Source organism: Metabacillus flavus, assembly GCF_018283675.1.
GTDB classification, from domain to species: domain Bacteria; phylum Bacillota; class Bacilli; order Bacillales; family Bacillaceae; genus Metabacillus_B; species Metabacillus_B flavus.
In genome coordinates this window covers 3,842,559-3,862,498 of sequence record NZ_JAGVRK010000001.1, presented here as the reverse complement: position 1 = coordinate 3,862,498, position 19,940 = coordinate 3,842,559, and the positions used below count along the sequence as shown (strand labels likewise).

The window sequence follows — 19,940 nt, the reverse complement described above, 5'->3', positions numbered from 1 at the left end:
TTCCTCAAATTATGTGATGCGATTTCTTATACACTTTAAGGCACACAAAAAAGAACTGAGGGCAGTATGGAATGATAAAATAGAAATATCTGTTATTCCATTAATGGGCAGGTTAGTGGAAGAACTTATAAATTGAAAAATGACTCTTAGGTGTGATTAAAATTGAAAAGAAGATTAAAAAAGAAATTAGAAAATAAATATAATATTTTAAAAGAGGCAAAACGTCAGCATCATAAACGAAAGGGAATAAGGTGCCTAGAGTATAAACTTTTACCAATGGGAAAAGGTGATAAAATTGCTTTGTCAAACGATGAAATAACTCTTGACTATCCAAATGCTTCACATTGGTTTTTAGATGTGTATTATTGGAAAATTGATAACGTTTTTCAAGTGCGAGTTTTTCCTTGTTCTAAATTTGGTGGAAGTCGAACTGAATCACCTGTTCGAATGATTTTTTGTTTTGAGAATGTGTTTGAAAAGGTAGTTGGAGATATAAAAAAGGATAAATTTTGGGAAACCGATTATTAACTGCTTTATTCAATTATTGGGGGCTTTAATTGAAGAATCGCTATAAAAAATGGTCAGAGGCATATCAGCCACTGACCATTTTTAATGCAAATATAATTGTTTTTTCTGCTACAAATACCTCTACTATTTTGTTTGTTTATTAGAAGTTTGTACTTCAAAACAGAACCCGTTATGTGATGGGCGGCTTTTTTAATTAAATAAAAGTCCAATAAAAGAAACAGCCAGCGGGCCAATGATCATAAAACCGAGAATGAGAGCGAGTATTTTCATAGGAGCGGATAATCCTTTTTCTCTTTCCAGCTTCTTAATCCTCTCATTCATACTCTTTAATTCACTTAAAACTTCTTGATTGATGTCATCCTGCAAATTAATCCCCTCATATTGGCCTGTTATGTTAGCGCAGCCGGCAATCCATAAGGTCTGTCCTGCGCTGATTCAAATACCAGCTGGAATTCTGTGATAAATCAAACTGAACTTTGATCATGGCTTCATCGGCTGATGGGATTGCATGCAGAACATTCTCTTCAGGATCAATGGCAAGTGTAGAGCAGCCTTGGTCATGGTGTGCGACATTGGAAGATAGGACGAATCGCTGGTTTTCTGCAGCTCTGCTTATTAGATGTGCATCCCAGACTGCCTTTGCATCTGCATTTATTGTGTTCGTCAAATAAAAAAAAATCTGGGAACCGTCATCAGCCAAAGCTGTCCATTGTTCAGGGAAACGGATCTCTCTGCAAAGCTGAATTGAAGCCAGGAAAGATCCTGTATTTGTTTCAATCGAAAAGCATTCCAGTTTGCTGCCGGGCTTCAAAATTCCTCTTTCATGCCAGGCTAAGTTTACTTTCTTATAGATGTGCATAGCGCCGCCTGGAGAGAGGTAAATTCCTGCGTGGTACCACTCATTCTGGTCGTAAAGCAAGGTGCCAAAAAGTAAATGTACACTTTTCTTAGCTGCCAGGGCCTGTAGCTTCACTAATGCATCATCTACTTCAACAGCCTTTTGAGAAGAAATGATAGGTCATGGTCAAATCCGGATAAACAGCCTTCGGGCATAACCGCCAATTCAACCTCATGTAGGGAATGGATAAACTCCGTCATCTTATTTAAATTTTCTGCCGGAGCAAAGGAAGGGGCAAATTGAATCATTGCAGCATTTATTTTTATAAAAATATAGCCTCCATTTTCTACTAGTACCATTCGTCAGGCGGTGAACGGTTCCTTTTTTTCTTTTACAAAGGCTGTGTTAAATCCTGGTGCTGATTTTTAACACCTGTTGATTGGAGCGGAAGGCGTGAGACTCCTGCGGGAGCAGCGGGACAGGTGAGACCCCGCAGGCGCTTGCGCCGAGGAGGCTCACCGCCCGCCCCGCGGAAAGCGAACGCCTGCAGCGTAAATCAACTGCAAAGTTTAACAGAGCGATTACAAAAAAAAATCCAAATGTAAGGGCTTAACCGGGAAATTATCATTTACATCCTGGTTTCAGGCCGATATAATCTGGATTGTTGAACAATTTTGAACGACAATATATTCGAAAAGGAGGTCTCCGAATGAGTCCAAAAATCTTATCATTTTTGAAAATAAATATCGGATTGATCTTTGTAGCCATTAATATTCATTTCTTTTTGTCTGCCAACAATATTGCCGCTGGAGGGACAGGCGGTTTATCGATTGTCATTCAGCACTTCCTGCCGCTTCCTGTGGGCCAAATTATGCTGATGCTGGATGGCATTCTGTTTGTGATTGGGTTTCTCATTATTGGGTCTGCATTCGGAGCCGTATCCCTTTACTCCAGTATTACCTTGAGCCTGCTCGTTTGGGGGTTCAGTATATTGTTCCCGATGGGCCAGCCAATGAGCGATGATGCTTTGATTGAGCTGATTATTGGCATGATTATCGGTTCATTCGGAAGCGCTCTTGTTTTCAGCCAAAACGCATCCACCGGGGGAACAGACATTGTTGCCAGGATCATAAATAAATTTACTTATATGGAGATGGGCAGGGCTGTTCTGCTTGCAGATATTTCGATTGTTGCCTCATCAGCGGCCGTTTTTGGGATTCAGACCGGGATGTATGCCTTGCTGGGCCTTTTAATAAAAGGATTTTTAATCGACTATGCCATGCAGATGATGAACGAAAATAAAGAAGTGGTGATTATCAGTGCGGAAAGTGAAAAGATTAAGCAGTTTATTCTCCTGAACCTGAACAAAGGAGCGACTGTGCATACAGCAAAAGGGGCTTTCTCAAACGATGAAAAGGAAGTCATCACGACGATCCTGGCCAGAAGAGAGTTCCATCGTTTGAAAGTGTATATTCAATCAGTTGACGAGGATGCTTTTGTTACGATCCATAACATGAATGAAATCATGGGCCGGAATTTCAAATCGTTTGCTTAATTTTTACGGAACTCTTTTGCCGCATCGTTTTTTCGTTTATGATAAAAAGAAGGAAAAATATTCTATGTGCGGTAATTATGGCTGAAGGGTGAGGGATTTGAAAGAAAAACAAACAACAGAGCAGCGAGTTTACAACAATCTCAAAGAAGCGCTATTGGCCAGAAAAATTGCCCCCGGAACCCAGCTTGTGGAACAGACGATTTCGGAGACTTTGAAAGTAAGCAGAACGCCTATCAGACAGGCATTCCAAAAGCTCGAGGCAGAAGGGTTAATTGAAATCATCCCCAATAAAGGATCCTATGTCGTCCATCCAACCAAGGATGAGATCCTGTCTTTTTTTGATATGAGAAGAGAATTTGAGCATATGGCTGTGAAGTACGGTCTCGATAAACTGGAAGCTGCTGATATTGAAAATTTGAAAAGTCTGCTTGAAAAAGAACAAGAAACTTATAAAAGCAAGGACCTGAACGGATATGTTCATTTAAATAAAGAGTTTCATTTGTATTTGGCAAGAAAAAGCGGAAACAGGTTTCTCATTCGCTACATGGAACAGCTGCTAAATCAAAACAACGTTTACTTATTTTTATTTGATGTGTTTTATCAGGTTGAGACGGAACACAATGCGCGGGCTGCCGAGCATGAAAAAATGGTTCAGGCGATGGAAGACAAAAATGCAGAAGACCTTCACATTCTGATCGATCAGCATATGAAGAGAAGCATAAATGACCTGCGCCTGGAGGATGAAGTGTTTAAGCCATTATCAAAAATATTATCTGCCGAAAAATAGATCAGCGAAAAGGCTGGTCTTTTTTGCGTTTGTAATTTTTCATTTGAGAAGGAAAGGGTCTTTTTCTTAAAGAACGAATGTATAAGAAGCTGGATCGGTTACTAAAGAGCAAGAAATGACAGGCAGGAACAATTCCCGGCTGATAAAGTCAATAGAGAGAAGGAGGTACGGGGATGGAAGCATTGAGCCGAATGAACGACAGTATCGATTATCTGGAAAAGAGATTGGATTCCGTTATCAGTATGGAAGAAGCGGCAGCTGCTGCCTGCATGTCCAAATTTCATTTTCACCGGATGTTTCAAATGGTTACAGGGGTTACCCCGGGTGAATACGTAAGAAAGCGAAGATTGACACTGGCTGCACAGGAGCTTACCCATTCTCAAGCGAAGGTCATAAATATTGCCTTGAAATACGGCTACGAAACGCCAGAATCGTTCTCAAAAGCGTTCCGGAAAGCGCATGGAATGAGTCCCACTGAAGCTAGACAGACCGGCCGTATCCTGAAAGCCTATCCCCGGCTTTCGTTTCAAATTCAGCTGAAGGGAGAAAAAGAAATGAATTATCATATTGTAAGCAAAGACAGCTTTTCCGTAATTGGAAAATCAATAATGGCATCAATGGTAAATGGAGAGCAGCATGGGGCTATCAGCCGCTTTTGGGAAGAATCCAATCAAATCAACGGGCTGAGTGAGAGACTGGCTCCATTAACCGGTCCTATGGGCTTTCTAGGTATTTGCATGGATTTTGACCAGGAAAAAGAAGAAATGAGATACATGATTGGAGCGGAGAATCCGTCGCATGCTGTAGCGGAGGATTTAGAGGTCCGTACGATTCCTTCTCTCACATGGGCAGTGTTTGAATCGATCGGACCGATGCCAGAGGCCATTCAGGAGGTTTGGTCGAGAATTTACACGGAATGGTTCCCCTCCACTGGATACGAGCATGCAGCAGGTCCTGAAATGGAAGTTTACCCTAAGGATGGAAATCCCTATGCCGCTGACTACAGGTCAGAGTTATGGGTCCCGATTATAAAAAAATAGGCATCGTTAAATAATGATGTGAGTATCGAAATGAACACACAAGTTTATGGAGAAGAGCAGTTGGGAATGGTATAGATAAATGAGGAGGGATCCACATGGGTAAACTAATTAGACGATTAATGAAATGGGCCCCCATTATCTACCCGATTGTAAAGAAAATGATGAATAAACGAAAAAGAAGCGTTCGATGATACGCTTCTTTTTTTGTTCCATGTGAAACATTCCCGTTTAAATAAGCAAGCCCTGCTGATTCACGAATGCAGGTACGATTATCAATTGAGGAGAGGATGAAATGAGCGACATCTGCCCGGCTGATCTTTTTGCCGTTCTTCGGCACGCTGTCCATAGATGTGCGGTACGTTCCAGTAAGCGGTTCGTCCATCAATCGCATCGGACGGGCTATGGTCCATTCCAAATCCGACTCTTTCATGAGCTCGGCAGCTCTAAGGTGATCGTCCAGAACATTTCGAAGAACCATGTTAGCCATTTTCCCTCTTAAACCGGGAATTTCCCTGTGTATTCCAGCCGATGCCACGTACCCCAGGCGTTTTACTCCATTCTGTTCCATTGCCCTAATGATATGACCGGTCATTTCTGAAAGTAAGGTGGTTTTCCCCAAGCCATCCGCACCAAGACAGGATACAACCGCATCACTGCCCTTCACGGCTTCCGCAACACTGGAAAACTGCAGGGCATCCCCGGTCATCATCGTGATATTCGGTGTATCCTGAAAGGGGAATTTGGAAGGTGTTCTTACGAAAGCTTTGATGGCATGTCCCTGTTCTGCCGCCTGCCTCACAAATTCTTTTCCGGTTCCTCCGCTTGCTCCAAATACCGTAATCTTCAACAGTCTTTCCTCCTTTTTTCTTAAGCTATGTTAAAGCCTGGTGTTGTTTTTTAACACCTGTTGATTGAAGCGGATTCCAGCGTGAGCAGTTGGACATTGAGACCCCGCAAGCGCCTGGCGCTGAGGAGGCTCACCGCCAGCCCGAGGATAAGCGAGTGTCTGCTAGCTGCAATCAACAGCCAAATTTGACAGAGCCCTTTCTTGAGTAAAATTCTAAACAAAGATGAAAATGATATCCACAATTAACACCTATGCTGCTGTATAAAAATTGGTCTATTGCACATAGTAAGAAAAAATTGGGTGGAGGTACATTCGTTTGGTCCAGCATAATATCAATTTAACCACTCCGGAGATATCTGCTCTGTGGACGGCCTATATGCAGGAGACTGCCTCCTCTTGTTTGCTGAAGCATTTCCTGAGTTATATGGAGGATGAACAGGTAAAGCCAATCGTGCAGGAAGCCTATGATTTATCTGTTTCCTCCATCAATAAATTGAAAAATACGTTCAAAAAAGAGAATTTCCCCATTCCATTTGGTTTCGGTGAGGGAGATTTGGATGAACAGGCACTTCCTCTGTTTACGGATCTATATGCCCTCAGCTATGTATACCGTGTCAGCCAGCTTGGAATGATGGGGTATGCGTATTCATTTATTACAGTGGCCCGGAAGGATTTGCTTGATTTCTTTGAACAAACAAAAGAAGCTGCCACAAAGATTTACAGAAAAGCAGTTGACTTGATGCTTTCAAAGGGAATATATGACCGCCCTCCCAAAATTCCGTATCCTGAACAGGTTGAGTTTGTTCAAAAGAATTCGTTTATGAACGGATGGCTGAAGGAAAGGCCGTTAAACGCTTTCGAGCTAGGAGAGGCATTCTTCATTATTGAGCGTAATTACATTGGAATGATTCATCTGATTGGTCTTATCCAAACGTGCAAGGATCATGATGTAAAGCAATTTTTCATAAAAGGCCGGAAGCTTGCCCAGAAACAGATTGATACCTTTAATGATTTGCTTAAAAAAGAAGGCCATTTAGGAACGCTGCCTGTTTCATTAGAGGTGACGGATACAACGGTCAATCCGTTTTCAGACAAACTTAACATGTTTATGATTACCACATCTACTTCAACGGCCATATGGCTTATGGGAAGATCTCTCTCTGCTTCAATGAGAAAGGACCTCACTGCGCACTATATGCTTATCATGAAAGACATCCTTCTGTTTGTGGAAGAAGGGGCTAAGCTCATGATTGACCGGGGCTGGCTTGAACAGCCGCCTCAGGCTCAAAGAAGAATCTAGAGAGAATCTGCAGGAAAAAGCTCGGTTTTCCGGGCTTTTTCCTGTCCAGTTAATCTTTCAGCTCTTTTGATAATCCGCCATCCCCGTTGTATGAAATACCAGTTACCTCTCCTTCCTCGTTAAAATTACCACCGCCTGAAACTTCGGCAGTTCCTTTTTTCCGTAAAGGACAATCGCTTTAGAATCATAAATGTTTTCTTTAGAATCAATGCTTTGAATTGGGTCCTGTAAATATAGCGGTGACGTCTGGAACTTAAAATGCAGAAGACGGATGAAGAGCATCCAGCAGCAAATAATAGAATCCCCGACATGAGCAGTGAAATAAATACTAGGTAAATGATAACCACCTCTATACTTCCTATACGATTAGAAGACAAAAAAGTTCAAAAATCTATAATTCTATGAAATATAGACAAGGATTCTTTATTTTCGTCTATTTTATTGTGCTAAAAACGGTCTTTTAATAACATGTTTTTCCAGTAGAATAGGTCATATTCGTAGAAATAAAGTGAAAATACGTGCAAAACAGGCAATTATACCTAAATATTATGTCGGATTTTGTAGTAATAAAGTGGAGGAAAGGCGACCAAAACTACTAGACGGAATAGAATCTATTATGTAAAATATTTTCAGAATATTAATTTTATTGTAATTATTCGAAAAACTGACAGAGAGGGAAAGAATCTATCATACTAAGCAAGTAAAAACGGGGGGCAATGACTGATGAAAAAGAAAAAATTAACTGGAATTTTTCTATCTTTATCATTATTAACTGGAATAGCAGCAGGATGCGGGGCGCAAAGCAGCGGATCTGCTGGGGATACCATTAAGATTGGAGCGAATCTTGAGCTTTCAGGCGGGGTGGCATCCTATGGTCAGTCTGTTTCGGAGGGACTGGAGCTCGCATTGGAAGAAATCAATAAAGAAGGCATTGACGGGAAAAAACTGGAGCTTGTTAAAGTTGATAATAAATCTGAAGCAGCAGAAGCAACTTCAGGAGCCCTTAAACTTGTGAGCCAGGATAAGGTAGCTGCTGTGGTAGGAGCTGCTACAAGCACAAATACACTGGCCCAGGTAGAGATTCTTGCGAAAAATAAGGTTCCTCTCATCACTCCTACCGGTACGAATCCGGCCATCACAAATAAAGATGGCAAGGTCAATGAATACGCGTTCAGAACATGTTTCATCGACCCATTCCAAGGAACGGTGGCTGCTAACTTCGCAGCAGATGAACTGAAAGCGAAAACAGCGGCAGTATACATCGATTCAGCCAGTGACTATTCTAAAGGATTGGCTGCTGCATTTAAAGAATCCTTCACAAAAGCGGGCGGAAAAATCGTGATTGAGGAAGCGTACATTGCGAAAGATACAGATTTCCGCGCTACTCTTACAAGAATAAAGTCATCGAAGCCGGACTTTGTTTTCCTGCCGGGTTATTACGAAGAAGTGGGTCTGATCATCAAGCAGGGCCGTGAGCTCGGCATTGATGTGCCATTTATGGGCGGCGACGGCTGGGATTCACCAAAGCTTGCTGAAATTGCGGGCGGCGATGCATTGAACAATACGTTCATCACAAATCACTACTCAGCTGGAGATCCGGATGAAAAAATTCAAGCATTCGTTAAAGCATTTAAAGCGAAGTACAGCGACAAATCTCCTGATGCATTTGCTGCACTTGGATATGATACAGCTTACTACCTGGCAGATGCCATTAAGCGTGCCGGAAGCAGTGATCCTGTGAAAATTCAAAAGGCACTGGCAGAAACGAAAGATTTGGCGCTTATCTCCGGAAAACTGACGCTGGATAAAAATCATGATCCGGTTAAATCGGCTGCTATCCTTGAATACAAAAATGGAGAGCAGCAGTTTAAAACGAACGTAGAACCGGAATAAAAAGTTCCATTATGGAACGGGGGGCTATTCCCCCTTTCCTTTTTTCGCTTTAATCCCAACAAAATAAGAAGCACGATAAGGAGAGTTAGCGATGGAATTTATCCAGCAGCTGATCAACGGCATATCGCTTGGCAGTATATACGCTTTAATCGCTTTAGGCTATACGATGGTTTACGGAATTGTTAAATTGATTAACTTCGCGCATGGTGATGTTTTCATGGTTGGAGCGTTTGTCGGTTTTTATTCGATTACGGTTTTAAAGCTTCCGTTTTTCCCTGCTCTGATTCTCGCTATGACGGTATGTGCCTTGTTCGGAATGATGATTGAAAGAATTGCGTACAAACCTCTTAGAAATGCAACCAGGATAGCGGCCCTGATTACAGCTATTGGAGTATCGCTATTTATTGAATATGGAATGATTTATGTCCGAGGTGCCCAGCCGGAAGCTTATCCCGGTACTGTGCTGCCGAAGGAAACAATTGATCTATTTGGGTTAAACGTGAGTTCGCAATCATTGTTTATTTTAGGTATTTCCGTTCTTTTGATGATTTTGCTTCAATTTATCGTGCATCGTACGAAAATCGGCAAAGCGATGCGAGCCGTGTCCCATGATGCGGAAGCAGCAAAGCTAATGGGGATCAACGTTGATAATACGATTTCCGCCACTTTTGCCATTGGCTCCGCACTCGCGGGAGCAGCCGGTGTCATTTTTGGAGTGTATTACATAAAGATCGAACCATTAATGGGGATCATCCCTGGGCTTAAGGCATTCGTGGCAGCTGTTCTCGGGGGGATCGGCATTATTCCCGGGGCGATGGTCGGCGGATTAGCTCTGGGGGTTATTGAATCCTTAGTCAGTGCGATGGGCTTCTCGCTTTGGCGCGATGGAGTAGCCTTTATCGTTCTTATTCTGATTCTCATTTTCCGTCCATCAGGATTGTTCGGAAAAAATATGAGAGAGAAAGTGTAGGGGTAAGCCATGGCTAAATTTAAAAACAGATTAGGCTTCTGGCTTTCTATAGGAAGTGCACTCGCAGGTTTTGTCATCTTTCAAATTCTTATTTCCGGGGGAATATTAAATCCGTTTTACGTGAATGCCATCTACACCATTGCTATCAATATCATTCTTGCAGTCAGCCTGCACTTGATTATCGGGATTACCGGACAGTTTTCCATTGGACATGCCGGGTTCCTCGCAGTTGGTGCTTATGCATCCGCGATCTTTTCAATGAATTTGCAGCTTCCGTTCGGTTTAGCTCTGCTGGCTGGAGGACTGGCCGCTGCTGTTGCCGGTTTAATTATCGGGATCCCGACTCTGAGGCTAAGGGGGGATTACCTGGCCATCGCGACACTCGGGTTTGGGGAAATTGTGAGAATCATGCTTTTGAACATGGATTATGTAGGCGGCGCAAGCGGGATGCAGGTTTCCAATTTGACGACCTGGCCATGGATTTTCGGCTGTCTCCTTCTAACGATTATCGTCATCCGCAATTTTACAAATTCTACTCACGGAAGAGCCTGTATTTCGATCAGGGAAGATGAAACGGCCGCGGATGCAATGGGCATCAACACGACTTATTACAAAGTAATGGCATTTGTCATCGGGTCATTCTTCGCAGGAATCGCCGGGGGCTTGTTTGCCCATAATTTCTACATCATTCAGCCGTCAAATTTCGGATTCCTGAAATCCTTTGATATTCTGATTTTTGTTGTACTTGGCGGCTTGGGAAGCATGTCGGGGGCTGTAATTGCCGCAATCCTTCTGACGATTGTATCGACCTTCCTTCAGGATTATCCGGAAACAAGGATGATTATTTACAGCCTTGTGCTGATTGTGATGATGCTCTATCGCCCGCAAGGAGTAATGGGAACAAAAGAAATTACATCCTTCTTCAAAAAGCAGAAACCTGCACAAGGAGGCCAATCAGATGAAAAACACAACACCTCTGCTTAAGGTAGATTCAGTGAGCATCCAATTCGGAGGCCTGAAGGCGGTGTCAGGAGTAAATATGGAGCTTCACGAAGGAGAGCTGGCAGGCTTAATCGGTCCGAATGGAGCGGGGAAAACGACGTTTTTCAACCTGCTTACAGGTGTATATGTCCCGACAGAGGGAAGCATTTCTTTAGAGGGAAAGGTGCTGAAAAATCTGGCACCTTATAAAATTACGAAAAAAGGAATCAGCCGTACCTTCCAGAACATCCGTCTGTTCGGGGAACTATCTGTAATTGATAACGTAAAGGTGGCCTATCATTCTTTATCAAAGCACTCCATTGCTGAATCGATATTCAGACTGCCGCGCCATTTCAGCGGCGAGAAGGAAATGGAAGAAAAAGCACTGGAGTTTTTGAAGATATTTAAATTAGATGGTTACCGGGATGAAAAGGCTAAAAACCTTCCATATGGACAGCAGCGGAGGCTGGAGATTGCCAGAGCCCTTGCAGCCCGCCCAAAGCTTCTTTTGCTCGATGAGCCGGCTGCCGGAATGAATCCGCAGGAAACGAGAGATTTGATGGAGCTGATCCGGTTTATCCGAACAGAATTTAACCTGACTGTTTTATTAATTGAGCATGATATGCCGCTTGTAATGGGAGTTTGCGAGCGTATTTACGTGCTGGATCACGGTCAAATGATTGCATCAGGAAGCCCGGAAGAAGTTCGGAACAATCCTAAAGTCATCGAGGCTTATCTGGGCGAGGAGGTTTCATAATGCTGAAGGTAGAAGGAATCAACGTGTATTATGGCCACATTCAGGCTCTGAAGGAGGTTTCGCTTGAAATCCGCCAGGGAGAGATTGTGACACTGATCGGAGCAAACGGAGCCGGAAAAAGCACGCTTCTCAAAACCATTTCAGGGCTTTTAAAAGCTAAAAATGGCGAGGTCCAGTTTGAAGGAAAGAATATTAACGGAAAAGCCGCACAGACCATCGTAAAACAGGGAATATCCCATGTTCCTGAAGGCAGAAGGATCTTTGCTAACATGTCTGTTGAAGAAAACCTCGAGCTTGGAGCTTACCTTAGAAAAGATAAAAAGGGAATTAAAGACGATTTTGACATGGTTTATGACCTGTTTCCCCGTCTTCAGGAACGGATTAAGCAGCAGGCCGGAACACTGTCCGGAGGGGAGCAGCAAATGCTTGCTATGGGACGGGCATTAATGGCCCGCCCAAGACTCCTGCTTCTTGATGAACCCTCCATGGGTCTCGCGCCATTGCTTGTCAAAACGATTTTCCGGATCATTGAAGAGATTAATAAAAGCGGAACGACCATCCTGCTTGTCGAGCAAAACGCCAATATGGCCCTCTCTATTGCTAATATGGCTTATGTATTGGAAACAGGAAAAGTCGTGATTTCCGGTCATCCGGATGAGCTGAATGCAAGCGAACAGGTGAAAATGGCGTATTTAGGAGGCCATTAGAAAAAGAGCAGCCCTATTAGCAAGAAAACCCCCTCGCGAAAGAGCGCGAGGGGGTTTTTGACGGTTAATTATAGTCTCCTTTAATACCAGTATTAGCCCTCACGACAATTTCATCGAACTTCCGCTCCGATTCTTTTTTGCGCGAAATGACGGTTCCGAGGAAAGCGCCGATGAAGCCTAATGGAATCGAGATAATACCAGGATTCGTCAGAGTGATCAGCGGAGTGCCGGTGAAAATGGCCGCTCCTGCTTCCGGTGACCATAAATTCGGACTGACGGCTACAAGAATGAGAGAGCTTAATAGCCCGGTTAACATCCCGGAAACGGCTCCTGCCGTATTAAACCTTTTCCAGAAAATCGTGAGCAGAATAATCGGCAGGTTCGCACTTGCTGCGACAGCGAAGGCGAGGGCCACAAGAAATGCCACATTCATTTTCTGGGCAAATAAGGCAAGGATGATTGATAGAATCGCGACTCCCACGGATGCCCATCTCGCTGCGACGACCTGTTCCTTTTCTGTTGCCTTCCCCTTACGCAGGATATGACTGTAGAAGTCGTGCGCAAATGCAGAAGCAGCTGATAGAACAAGTCCGGCTACTACGGCAAGAATCGTAGCGAACGCTACGGCTGATACAAAGGCGAAAAGGAAGTCTCCCCCAAGGGCTTGAGCAAGCAGCGGCGCAGCCATATTTCCTGCTGCATTCGCTTCTACAATCCGGTCATAGCCTACAAAAGCAGCAGCTCCGAAGCCAAGAAAAATGGTCATTACGTAAAAGATTCCGATAATCCATGTAGCATAAACAACTGATTTTCTGGCGGTAATGGCATCCTTTACTGTGAAGAACCTGATTAAGATATGAGGAAGCCCGGCTGTCCCGAGTACCAATGCGAGATTAAGAGAGATGGTGTCGAGCGGGTTTGTGAATTTGTTTCCGGGATTTAAAAAGGCTTCCCCAAGAGGAGTGGCAGATTTCATCTCCTCAAACATATTCATTATATTAAAGTCAAACTTCGCGAAAACAATAACTGAAATAATAAAGGTTCCAATCATCAGGAGAAGTGCTTTTACGATTTGCACCCAGCTCGTAGCAGTCATTCCTCCGAACACAACATACACGGTCATTAAGGTTCCTACAATTAATACAGACCATATGTAGTCGATTCCTAAAAGCAGTTTAATCAGGGCTCCGGCGCCTACCAGCTGGGCAATCATATAGAAAATGGAAATGGATATCGTATTGAGCGCAGCTACACCCCTAACTTTTTTATCATCAAAGCGGGCGGCGATCATGTCTGCCATTGTGTATTTTCCGAGATTTCTTAATGGCTCGGCTACAAGGTAAAGCACCACGAGATAAGCGACCAGGAATCCGATACTGTAGAAAAAACCACCGAAACCTGAAAGCGCTACCATTCCGGCGATTCCTAAAAACGAAGCTGCAGACATGTAATCTCCTGCGATGGCAAGACCGTTTTGCCAGCCTGTCAGCGATCCATCCGCTGTATAAAAATCACTCGTTGTTTTTGTCCTTTTGGAAGCAGCATAGGTAATAACCAAGGTTAAGGCAACAATCGCCAGAAACAGAGAAAAGGCTAATAGATTCATATAATCCTCCTATTGTTTTGCTTCCGTGCGGATGTCTTCAACCATTACGTCAAATGAAGCAGCTTTTTTGGAATAGAGAGAGCACAAAACCCATGTCATAATAAATTGGGCAAAAGCGAATACCCATGCCCAGCTAATCGCTCCGATTGCAGGGTTATTCAGAACTTTTGTATAAGCGGTGAGAACAGGCAGGGTAAAATAAAATGCTAGGAAAAATAAAGATAAGGGCAAAATAAACTTCTTCTTTTTAGCGAGCAGATTCCGGAAGGCTGGTGATTCAGCAATGGCCGTATAGTCAATGCGTGCCCCCTTATTTCTTTCGGCTTGTACTTGAGCCTCTTCTTTTATGTCCAATCCATTTCCTCCTTTTAAGACAAGTGTTTTAAATCCCTTCCATTATAATGAATTCAGAAAAATATGTAAATTCTGTCTTTTCCTCATTTTCATATCATCTTCGACAGTCTCTGCAAATCCGGGACATTAGCCTTGAGTGGATTGCTACTATTGGAACTTGTGGCTCCATTTAGAAAAGAGAAATAATAGAAATGAAAAATACTAGAAAAAGAGAAAAACTTTGGCGATTGGATACAGGGAGAACATAATCTCAGGAGGAACGACCTTGAAAAAAAGAGTAAAGCCAATCATCTCGCTATCTTTTGTCTTAATTTTCATCCTTTCCATGCTGGCGCCTGCACAAACTGAAGCCGTCACTGGAAGCGGTACTTGGGCAAGCCCATTCTCTGTTTCACAGGCAATCAGCAATCAAAATGGTTCTTCCAAAACTGTTCAAGGTTATGTAGTGGGACAGCCCACTGCAGCTACGACTGTTATAACGAGCAGCTATCCAAATGATTATGCAGTGGCATTGGCGGATTCTCCAAGCGAAACAAACCCGGCCAATATGATTTATGTTCAGCTTTCCACTTCTTACCGCAGTACGTTCGGCCTTCAGTCTAATCCTTCTTTAAAAGGCCAGGCAATTAAAGCAACAGGCAGCCTATCTGCTTATTTTTCCCATGCAGGATTAAAAAACCCTGTTCAAATGGAAAAAGCAGGCGGGACCGTCCCTCCAGATGATGGCGGCGGCTCTGACGGCGGCGGAACAACGACTCCGTCTCCTTATGACGGCACATACTACAATCCGGCCATTGGTAAAACAGGAGCTTCACTAAAATCTGCTTTGCACAATATTATCGATGACCACACGGAGCTTTCTTACGACGCAGTATGGGATGCATTGCGCCATACTGATGAAGACCCGCTTAACTCAAATAATGTCATTCTATTATATACAGGACGTTCACAGAGCAAGCTGACAAACGGCGGAAATCCAGATGATTGGAACCGGGAACATGTTTGGGCAAAATCACATGGTGATTTCGGAACAGCAATGGGACCGGGAACAGATATTCATCATCTTCGTCCGACAGACGTTTCCGTAAATAGTTCAAGAGGAAACCTGGATTTTGATAACGGCGGATCCCAGCACTCAGAAGCACTTGGAAACTATTTCGACAGCGACTCATGGGAGCCTCGCGACGAAGTTAAAGGTGATGTAGCACGTATGATCTTTTACATGGCTGTCCGTTATGAAGGCGACAGCGGCGAACCGAATCTTGAGCTGAATGAGAGTGTGAACAATGGATCTGCTCCTTACATGGGCAAAAAATCCGTTCTTCTGCAATGGCATCAGCAGGATCCTGTCAGCGATTGGGAACGCCACCGCAATGACGTCATTTACAGCGATTATCAGCATAACCGCAATCCATTCATTGACCACCCTGAATGGGCGGCATCAGTATTTAACTAACTAGATTGAAAAAGGAGCCTGCTATTGCGGCTCCTTTTCCTGTAAAATGTATTTTCTCACAATTCCTGCAAATTCTTTAAAAGCTTCCTGTTGCTCTAAGTTCGTCAGCATCCCTTTAACAACGGGCTTTCGCAGCTGTTCACTTTGAAGCTCTTCCTCCAGTACATCTAAGGTTACCATGATGTCCTCGTTATCATTGGCCAGTTTTCTTGTCTCCTGCAGATGTTCAAGGACATATTCCGCAGACCCTAGCTTTGCCGTGCGGATGGACTTCCACATTACCTTCATGGATTGTTCAGAAATGATCGGATCCAGTTCGCTTTTATAAAAGCCTTCCACAAGGTGATCCATTCGCTCAAGCAGAAAGGAGGCTAATTGAGACCGGTCGAAATGCAGCACGTCAAAGATAATCAGCTCCAAATAAGAACGCAGCATTCCTTTTGCAAGAATAATCAAGTCTCCCAAAAACGGACGGATCTCTTCTCCATACATTCCGAGCAGATTTTTTTCGAACATTAAATAGCTTTCCCACTCCTTCTGGCGGAAAAAGTTTTCAATCTCTTTATTAAACGGGACAGTTTGTTCCCTGATCTGGGTAATAATAAATTCGCGGTGTTTGGAGATTTCATCAAAGGTAAGCGACATCCATTCAGTAAACTTCTCCCTTGAATTCAGTTCCTTTTTTTCAATCAGCGCCACCTGTTCTTCAAATTGCTGGTGATGCTGCTGCAGGATAGAGAGCAGCAGGGCTTCCTTTGATTTAAAATGCAGATAAAAAGCACCTTTCGAAATGCCGCTTGCTGTAGCAATCTCTTGTATAGAAGCCGCACGAAATCCTTTATCTGCAAATAATTTAATGGCTTCATCCATAATGATCATTTCTTTTTCATTCATGCTCGTCGCTCCCCGGAGTATATCTGGCAGTTTGTTCATTTGTTCACATCATATTCATTGACTATGACTATTCGGTCAGTTATATTATAAATGGTTATGACCGACCAGTCAATTTACATAGGAGGACAGCAATGAATCGAATAATCGGCTTTTCACTAAAGAATAAATTCGCCGTATGGCTGCTTACCATTATCGTAACCGCAGCAGGCCTGTATTCCGGGCTGAATATGAAGCTTGAAACAATCCCCAACATTAATACTCCGCTCTTAACCGTTACTGCAGTTTATCCGGGAGCTACTCCCCAGCAGGTGGCTGACAAACTGTCCGAGCCGATGGAGAAAAAGCTTCAGAACTTAAATGGAGTCAGCACAGTCAGCTCGTCCTCCTTCCAAAACGTCTCATCCCTGCAAATCGAATACGGGTATGAAAAGGATATGGACGAAGCAAAGCAGGAAGCAGAGGATGCTTTAAGTTCATTGGAATTGCCGGATGGAGTTGAAGAACCTGAAGTTTCCCGGCTTAGTCTGAACGCATTCCCTGTAATTGTTCTAAGTGCTTCAAGCGACAAAGAGTCACTGCAAGAGCTCACGAAAAAGGCAGAGGAAGAAATGCTGCCATCCTTTGAAGGCTTAGAAGGCGTCGGCTCTGTCCAGCTGACAGGCCAGCAGGTAGAAGAAGCACAGCTTGTCTTCAAACAGGATCAGCTTAAAAAATACGGTCTTAATGAAGAAACCGTTCAAAATATGATCAAAGGCTCGGACGTCACATCCCCGCTTGGGCTTTACACTTTTGGAAATACAGAAAAATCGGTCGTTGTTGATGGAAATATATCAACAATAGATGATTTGAAAAATATGGAGATACCAGCTGTTCCTCAAAGCTCGTCCGCCCAGCAGGCTCCTGCACAGCAAGGAGCCGGTCAGCAGCAGGGAACTTCACCGGCATCACCTCAGCAGGGAAGTGCACAAACTTCACCTCAGCAGGGCAGCGGCCAAGCTCCGCCGCAGCAAGGTGCAGCAGGACAGCCTCAGCAGGCACAGCCTGGAGCTGCTCAGTCCGCAAAGCTTCCTACAGTTAAGCTTAGTGAGCTGGCAGACATCAAGATCGTCGGTAAGGCAGAATCGATTTCACGTACAAATGGCCAGGAATCCATAGGCTTCCAGATTGTTAAATCAGAGGATGCAAATACGGTAGATGTCGTTAATGCTGTTGAAAAACAAGTGAAAACATTGGAAAAAGATTATCCCGGTGTTCATTTTACATCCACCTTCGACCAGGGAGAACCGATTGAAAAGTCCGTTAATACGATGCTGAGCAAAGCATTGTTTGGCGCTGGTTTTGCGGTCCTGATTATTCTCTTATTCCTAAGAAATGTCCGGACAACGATTATTTCTGTCATTTCCATTCCGCTTTCCTTGCTGATTGCGGTCCTGATTTTAAATCAGATGGATATTACCCTTAACATTATGACCCTCGGTGCGATGACTGTCGCAATCGGACGGGTAGTCGATGATTCCATTGTTGTTATAGAAAACATATTCAGAAGAATGTCTCTTAAAGGAGAACCGCTTAAAGGAGCGGAGCTGATTAAATCAGCTACCAAGGAAATGTTTATTCCGATTATGTCTTCCACCATCGTGACCATTGCTGTATTCCTGCCGCTGGGTCTCGTAAAAGGAATGATTGGTGAACTATTCCTTCCTTTTGCGCTTACCATTGTGTTCTCGCTGCTCGCATCTTTATTGGTTGCAATCACCATCGTTCCAATGCTGGCACACTCCTTCTTTAAAAAGGGAGTAAACGAGAAGCATCACAAAGAAGAAGAAAAGCCAGGGAAACTATCAGGCTTTTACAGAAGAGTACTAAACTGGTCCCTGAATCATAAATGGATCACGTCAGGTATCGCCATCCTGCTGCTGGTCGGAAGCCTTGCATTGGTTCCTCTGATCGGAGTCAGCTTCCTTCCGGATGAAGAGGAAAAAATGGTGATGGCGACATACAATCCTGAACCTGGACAAACCCGTGAAGATTCAGAAAAAATTGCCCTTGATGCAGAAAAATATTTTGATGGACGCAAAGGGGCAGAGACGATTCAATATTCTCTTGGCGGAGAAAACCCGATGAATCCGGGAGCTCAAAACCAAGCGCTCTTCTTTGTTCAATATAAAGATGACACTGAAAATTTCGAGGCCGAAAAGGAAAAGGTCATTGAAGATCTTCAAAAAAGAACGTCAAAAGGAGAATGGGCTTCCCAAAGCTTCTCCTCAGGCGGCAGCAGCAACTCGCTGGAAGTTTTCGTAAATGGAGAAAATATTGATGACATCAAGCCGGTTGTAGCAGACGTTGAAAAAATTCTTAAAAACAATAGCGACCTGGAAAATGTGAAGAGCGGATTGTCCAAAACATATGAGGAATTTACGCTCGTTGCTAACCAGAAAAAGCTTAGCGAGCTCGGCCTAACTGCCGGTCAAATCGGTATGGAGCTAAGCCAGGAAACAAAGCGTCCGATTGTAACCACTATTAAAAAAGATGGAAAAGATGTAAATGTCTATCTGCAGGCTGAAGAAGAAAAACTGGAAGACATTCAAGATCTGACGAACAAAAAAGTGGCTTCCTCTCTAGGGAAGGAAGTCGCCATTAAAGATGTTGTTGAGGTTAAAGAAGGTTCCACCTCTGATACCATCTCCCGGCGCGATGGAAAAATCAGCGTCTCTGTATCCGGAGATATCAAAGCGGATGATGTAGGGAAGGTATCAGCAGCCGTTCAAGAAAAAATAAATGATGTGAAGCAGCCATCCGGAGTCGATATTTCAATGGGCGGTGTAAGCGAAGACATCCAGGAGTCCTTCTCCCAGCTTGGACTTGCGATGCTTGCAGCCATTGCGATCGTCTACCTGATTCTCGTCATTACGTTTGGCGGCGGCCTCGCGCCATTTGCGATCCTGTTCTCCCTGCCTTTCACTGTAATCGGAGCACTCGCTGGATTATACATTGCAGGAGAAACCATCAGTATTTCCTCTATGATCGGAGCACTGATGCTCATTGGGATCGTTGTAACAAACGCTATCGTACTGATTGACCGCGTCATCCATAAGGAAAAAGAGGGCATCCCGACCCGCGAGGCCATCCTCGAGGCCGGAACAACCCGACTAAGACCAATCCTGATGACCGCAATTGCCACGATTGGTGCTCTAGCACCGCTTGCACTGGGACTGGAAGGAAGCGGACTGATCTCCAAAGGACTGGGCATCACCGTTATTGGCGGTTTGACCAGTTCAACGCTTCTTACTCTTTTGATTGTACCGATTGTGTATGAGGTCTTTAGTAAGTTTCGGAAAAAGACAGTCGGAAAAAGACAGGAATAGAAGAATAAATGGAAAAACCGGTCTTCCTGTTGGGAGGCCGGTTTTTTTGGTTGGTGGTGACT

The 19,940-nt window shown here is 43.8% G+C and carries 17 protein-coding genes and 3 pseudogenes; 14 read left to right on the top strand and 6 right to left on the bottom strand.

Going from position 1 to position 19,940, the window contains the following annotated elements; translation table 11 throughout:
* The first annotated feature begins 162 nt into the window (after positions 1–162).
* On the top strand, positions 163–528 hold the full coding sequence (locus tag J9317_RS19680) for a hypothetical protein (protein WP_211561757.1): 366 nt from the start codon (positions 163–165) through the stop codon (positions 526–528).
* Between the two features lie 189 nt (positions 529–717).
* Here the strand turns inward: J9317_RS19680 and J9317_RS19675 are convergent, their stop codons facing one another.
* Both J9317_RS19675 and J9317_RS19670 read right to left on the bottom strand, forming a co-directional pair.
* Entirely contained in the window at positions 718–894 is a 177-nt protein-coding gene (locus tag J9317_RS19675) for a hypothetical protein (RefSeq protein ID WP_211561755.1), read from the bottom strand.
* Positions 895–922: 28 nt separating this feature from the next.
* Positions 923–1,501 carry a carbon-nitrogen hydrolase family protein gene (locus J9317_RS19670; protein ID WP_211561753.1) on the bottom strand — a complete coding sequence of 193 codons (579 nt, stop codon included), beginning with the start codon at positions 1,499–1,501 and terminating at the stop codon, positions 923–925.
* Between the two features lie 574 nt (positions 1,502–2,075).
* Here J9317_RS19670 and J9317_RS19665 point away from each other — a divergent pair.
* The 4 genes and pseudogenes from J9317_RS19665 to J9317_RS21145 form a co-directional block, all read left to right on the top strand.
* A complete protein-coding gene (locus tag J9317_RS19665) occupies positions 2,076–2,921 on the top strand; it encodes a YitT family protein (protein ID WP_211561752.1) in 846 nt (281 codons plus the stop codon).
* A 97-nt stretch (positions 2,922–3,018) separates the two neighbouring features.
* On the top strand, positions 3,019–3,708 hold the full coding sequence (locus J9317_RS19660; protein WP_211561751.1) for a GntR family transcriptional regulator: 690 nt from the start codon (positions 3,019–3,021) through the stop codon (positions 3,706–3,708).
* Positions 3,709–3,881: 173 nt separating this feature from the next.
* On the top strand, positions 3,882–4,748 hold the full coding sequence (locus tag J9317_RS19655) for an AraC family transcriptional regulator (RefSeq protein WP_211561750.1): 867 nt from the start codon (positions 3,882–3,884) through the stop codon (positions 4,746–4,748).
* Positions 4,749–4,843: 95 nt separating this feature from the next.
* Positions 4,844–4,888, top strand: a pseudogene (locus J9317_RS21145) (hypothetical protein); the annotation flags it as partial.
* Here J9317_RS21145 and J9317_RS19650 read toward each other — a convergent pair.
* Positions 4,888–5,595 carry an NAD(P)-dependent oxidoreductase gene (locus tag J9317_RS19650; RefSeq protein WP_211561749.1) on the bottom strand — a complete coding sequence of 236 codons (708 nt, stop codon included), beginning with the start codon at positions 5,593–5,595 and terminating at the stop codon, positions 4,888–4,890. The pseudogene J9317_RS21145 and the gene J9317_RS19650 overlap by 1 nt on opposite strands.
* Before the next feature lie 316 nt (positions 5,596–5,911).
* Between J9317_RS19650 and J9317_RS19645 the strand changes: the two genes are divergently transcribed.
* The 6 genes from J9317_RS19645 to J9317_RS19620 all read left to right on the top strand — a co-directional run bounded on the left by J9317_RS19645 (position 5,912) and on the right by J9317_RS19620 (position 12,203).
* Positions 5,912–6,895, top strand: a complete 984-nt coding sequence (locus J9317_RS19645; RefSeq protein WP_211561748.1) for a DUF3231 family protein — start codon at positions 5,912–5,914, stop codon at positions 6,893–6,895.
* A gap of 723 nt (positions 6,896–7,618) precedes the next feature.
* Positions 7,619–8,788, top strand: a complete 1,170-nt coding sequence (locus tag J9317_RS19640; RefSeq protein WP_211561746.1) for an ABC transporter substrate-binding protein — start codon at positions 7,619–7,621, stop codon at positions 8,786–8,788.
* A 91-nt stretch (positions 8,789–8,879) separates the two neighbouring features.
* Positions 8,880–9,758 carry a branched-chain amino acid ABC transporter permease gene (locus tag J9317_RS19635; RefSeq protein WP_211561744.1) on the top strand — a complete coding sequence of 293 codons (879 nt, stop codon included), beginning with the start codon at positions 8,880–8,882 and terminating at the stop codon, positions 9,756–9,758.
* A gap of 9 nt (positions 9,759–9,767) precedes the next feature.
* Entirely contained in the window at positions 9,768–10,742 is a 975-nt protein-coding gene (locus J9317_RS19630; protein ID WP_211561742.1) for a branched-chain amino acid ABC transporter permease, read from the top strand.
* Entirely contained in the window at positions 10,717–11,496 is a 780-nt protein-coding gene (locus J9317_RS19625) for an ABC transporter ATP-binding protein (RefSeq protein WP_211561740.1), read from the top strand. The genes J9317_RS19630 and J9317_RS19625 overlap by 26 nt, the downstream gene beginning before the upstream one ends.
* The gene (locus J9317_RS19620; protein WP_211561739.1) at positions 11,496–12,203 is read left to right on the top strand and encodes an ABC transporter ATP-binding protein; all 708 of its coding nucleotides are present in this window, start codon (positions 11,496–11,498) and stop codon (positions 12,201–12,203) included. Before J9317_RS19625 ends, J9317_RS19620 begins: the two co-directional genes overlap by 1 nt.
* Positions 12,204–12,267: 64 nt before the next feature.
* Here the strand turns inward: J9317_RS19620 and J9317_RS19615 are convergent, their stop codons facing one another.
* Together J9317_RS19615 and J9317_RS19610 are read right to left on the bottom strand one after the other, a co-directional pair.
* Positions 12,268–13,809, bottom strand: a complete 1,542-nt coding sequence (locus tag J9317_RS19615) for a solute symporter family protein (protein WP_211561737.1) — start codon at positions 13,807–13,809, stop codon at positions 12,268–12,270.
* Positions 13,810–13,818: 9 nt separating this feature from the next.
* A complete protein-coding gene (locus J9317_RS19610) occupies positions 13,819–14,163 on the bottom strand; it encodes a DUF485 domain-containing protein (RefSeq protein WP_249292257.1) in 345 nt (114 codons plus the stop codon).
* Positions 14,164–14,488: 325 nt separating this feature from the next.
* Between J9317_RS19610 and J9317_RS19605 the strand changes: the two genes are divergently transcribed.
* Positions 14,489–15,619 carry an endonuclease gene (locus J9317_RS19605; RefSeq protein WP_211562522.1) on the top strand — a complete coding sequence of 377 codons (1,131 nt, stop codon included), beginning with the start codon at positions 14,489–14,491 and terminating at the stop codon, positions 15,617–15,619.
* A gap of 21 nt (positions 15,620–15,640) precedes the next feature.
* On the opposite strand, the gene J9317_RS19600 is transcribed toward J9317_RS19605, so the two are convergent.
* Entirely contained in the window at positions 15,641–16,513 is an 873-nt protein-coding gene (locus J9317_RS19600; RefSeq protein ID WP_211561735.1) for a TetR/AcrR family transcriptional regulator, read from the bottom strand.
* A gap of 131 nt (positions 16,514–16,644) precedes the next feature.
* Here J9317_RS19600 and J9317_RS21105 point away from each other — a divergent pair.
* A pseudogene (locus J9317_RS21105) lies at positions 16,645–17,397 on the top strand (efflux RND transporter permease subunit); the annotation flags it as partial.
* 102 nt (positions 17,398–17,499) lie between these two features.
* Positions 17,500–19,878: pseudogene (locus J9317_RS19595) on the top strand (efflux RND transporter permease subunit); the annotation flags it as partial.
* Between the last annotated feature and the right edge of the window lie 62 nt (positions 19,879–19,940).

Bases quoted from the DNA above. Each gene is read 5' to 3' on its own strand.
- J9317_RS19640 (WP_211561746.1), top strand. From the start codon at position 7,619: ATGAAAAAGAAAAAATTAACTGGAATTTTTCTATCTTTATCATTATTA.
- J9317_RS19605 (WP_211562522.1), top strand. From the start codon at position 14,489: ATGCTGGCGCCTGCACAAACTGAAGCCGTCACTGGAAGCGGTACTTGG.
- J9317_RS19630 (WP_211561742.1), top strand. From the start codon at position 9,768: ATGGCTAAATTTAAAAACAGATTAGGCTTCTGGCTTTCTATAGGAAGT.
- J9317_RS19625 (WP_211561740.1), top strand. From the start codon at position 10,717: ATGAAAAACACAACACCTCTGCTTAAGGTAGATTCAGTGAGCATCCAA.
- J9317_RS19655 (WP_211561750.1), top strand. From the start codon at position 3,882: ATGGAAGCATTGAGCCGAATGAACGACAGTATCGATTATCTGGAAAAG.
- J9317_RS19635 (WP_211561744.1), top strand. From the start codon at position 8,880: ATGGAATTTATCCAGCAGCTGATCAACGGCATATCGCTTGGCAGTATA.
- J9317_RS19665 (WP_211561752.1), top strand. From the start codon at position 2,076: ATGAGTCCAAAAATCTTATCATTTTTGAAAATAAATATCGGATTGATC.
- J9317_RS19620 (WP_211561739.1), top strand. From the start codon at position 11,496: ATGCTGAAGGTAGAAGGAATCAACGTGTATTATGGCCACATTCAGGCT.
- J9317_RS19600 (WP_211561735.1), bottom strand. From the start codon at position 16,513: ATGAATGAAAAAGAAATGATCATTATGGATGAAGCCATTAAATTATTT.
- J9317_RS19615 (WP_211561737.1), bottom strand. From the start codon at position 13,809: ATGAATCTATTAGCCTTTTCTCTGTTTCTGGCGATTGTTGCCTTAACC.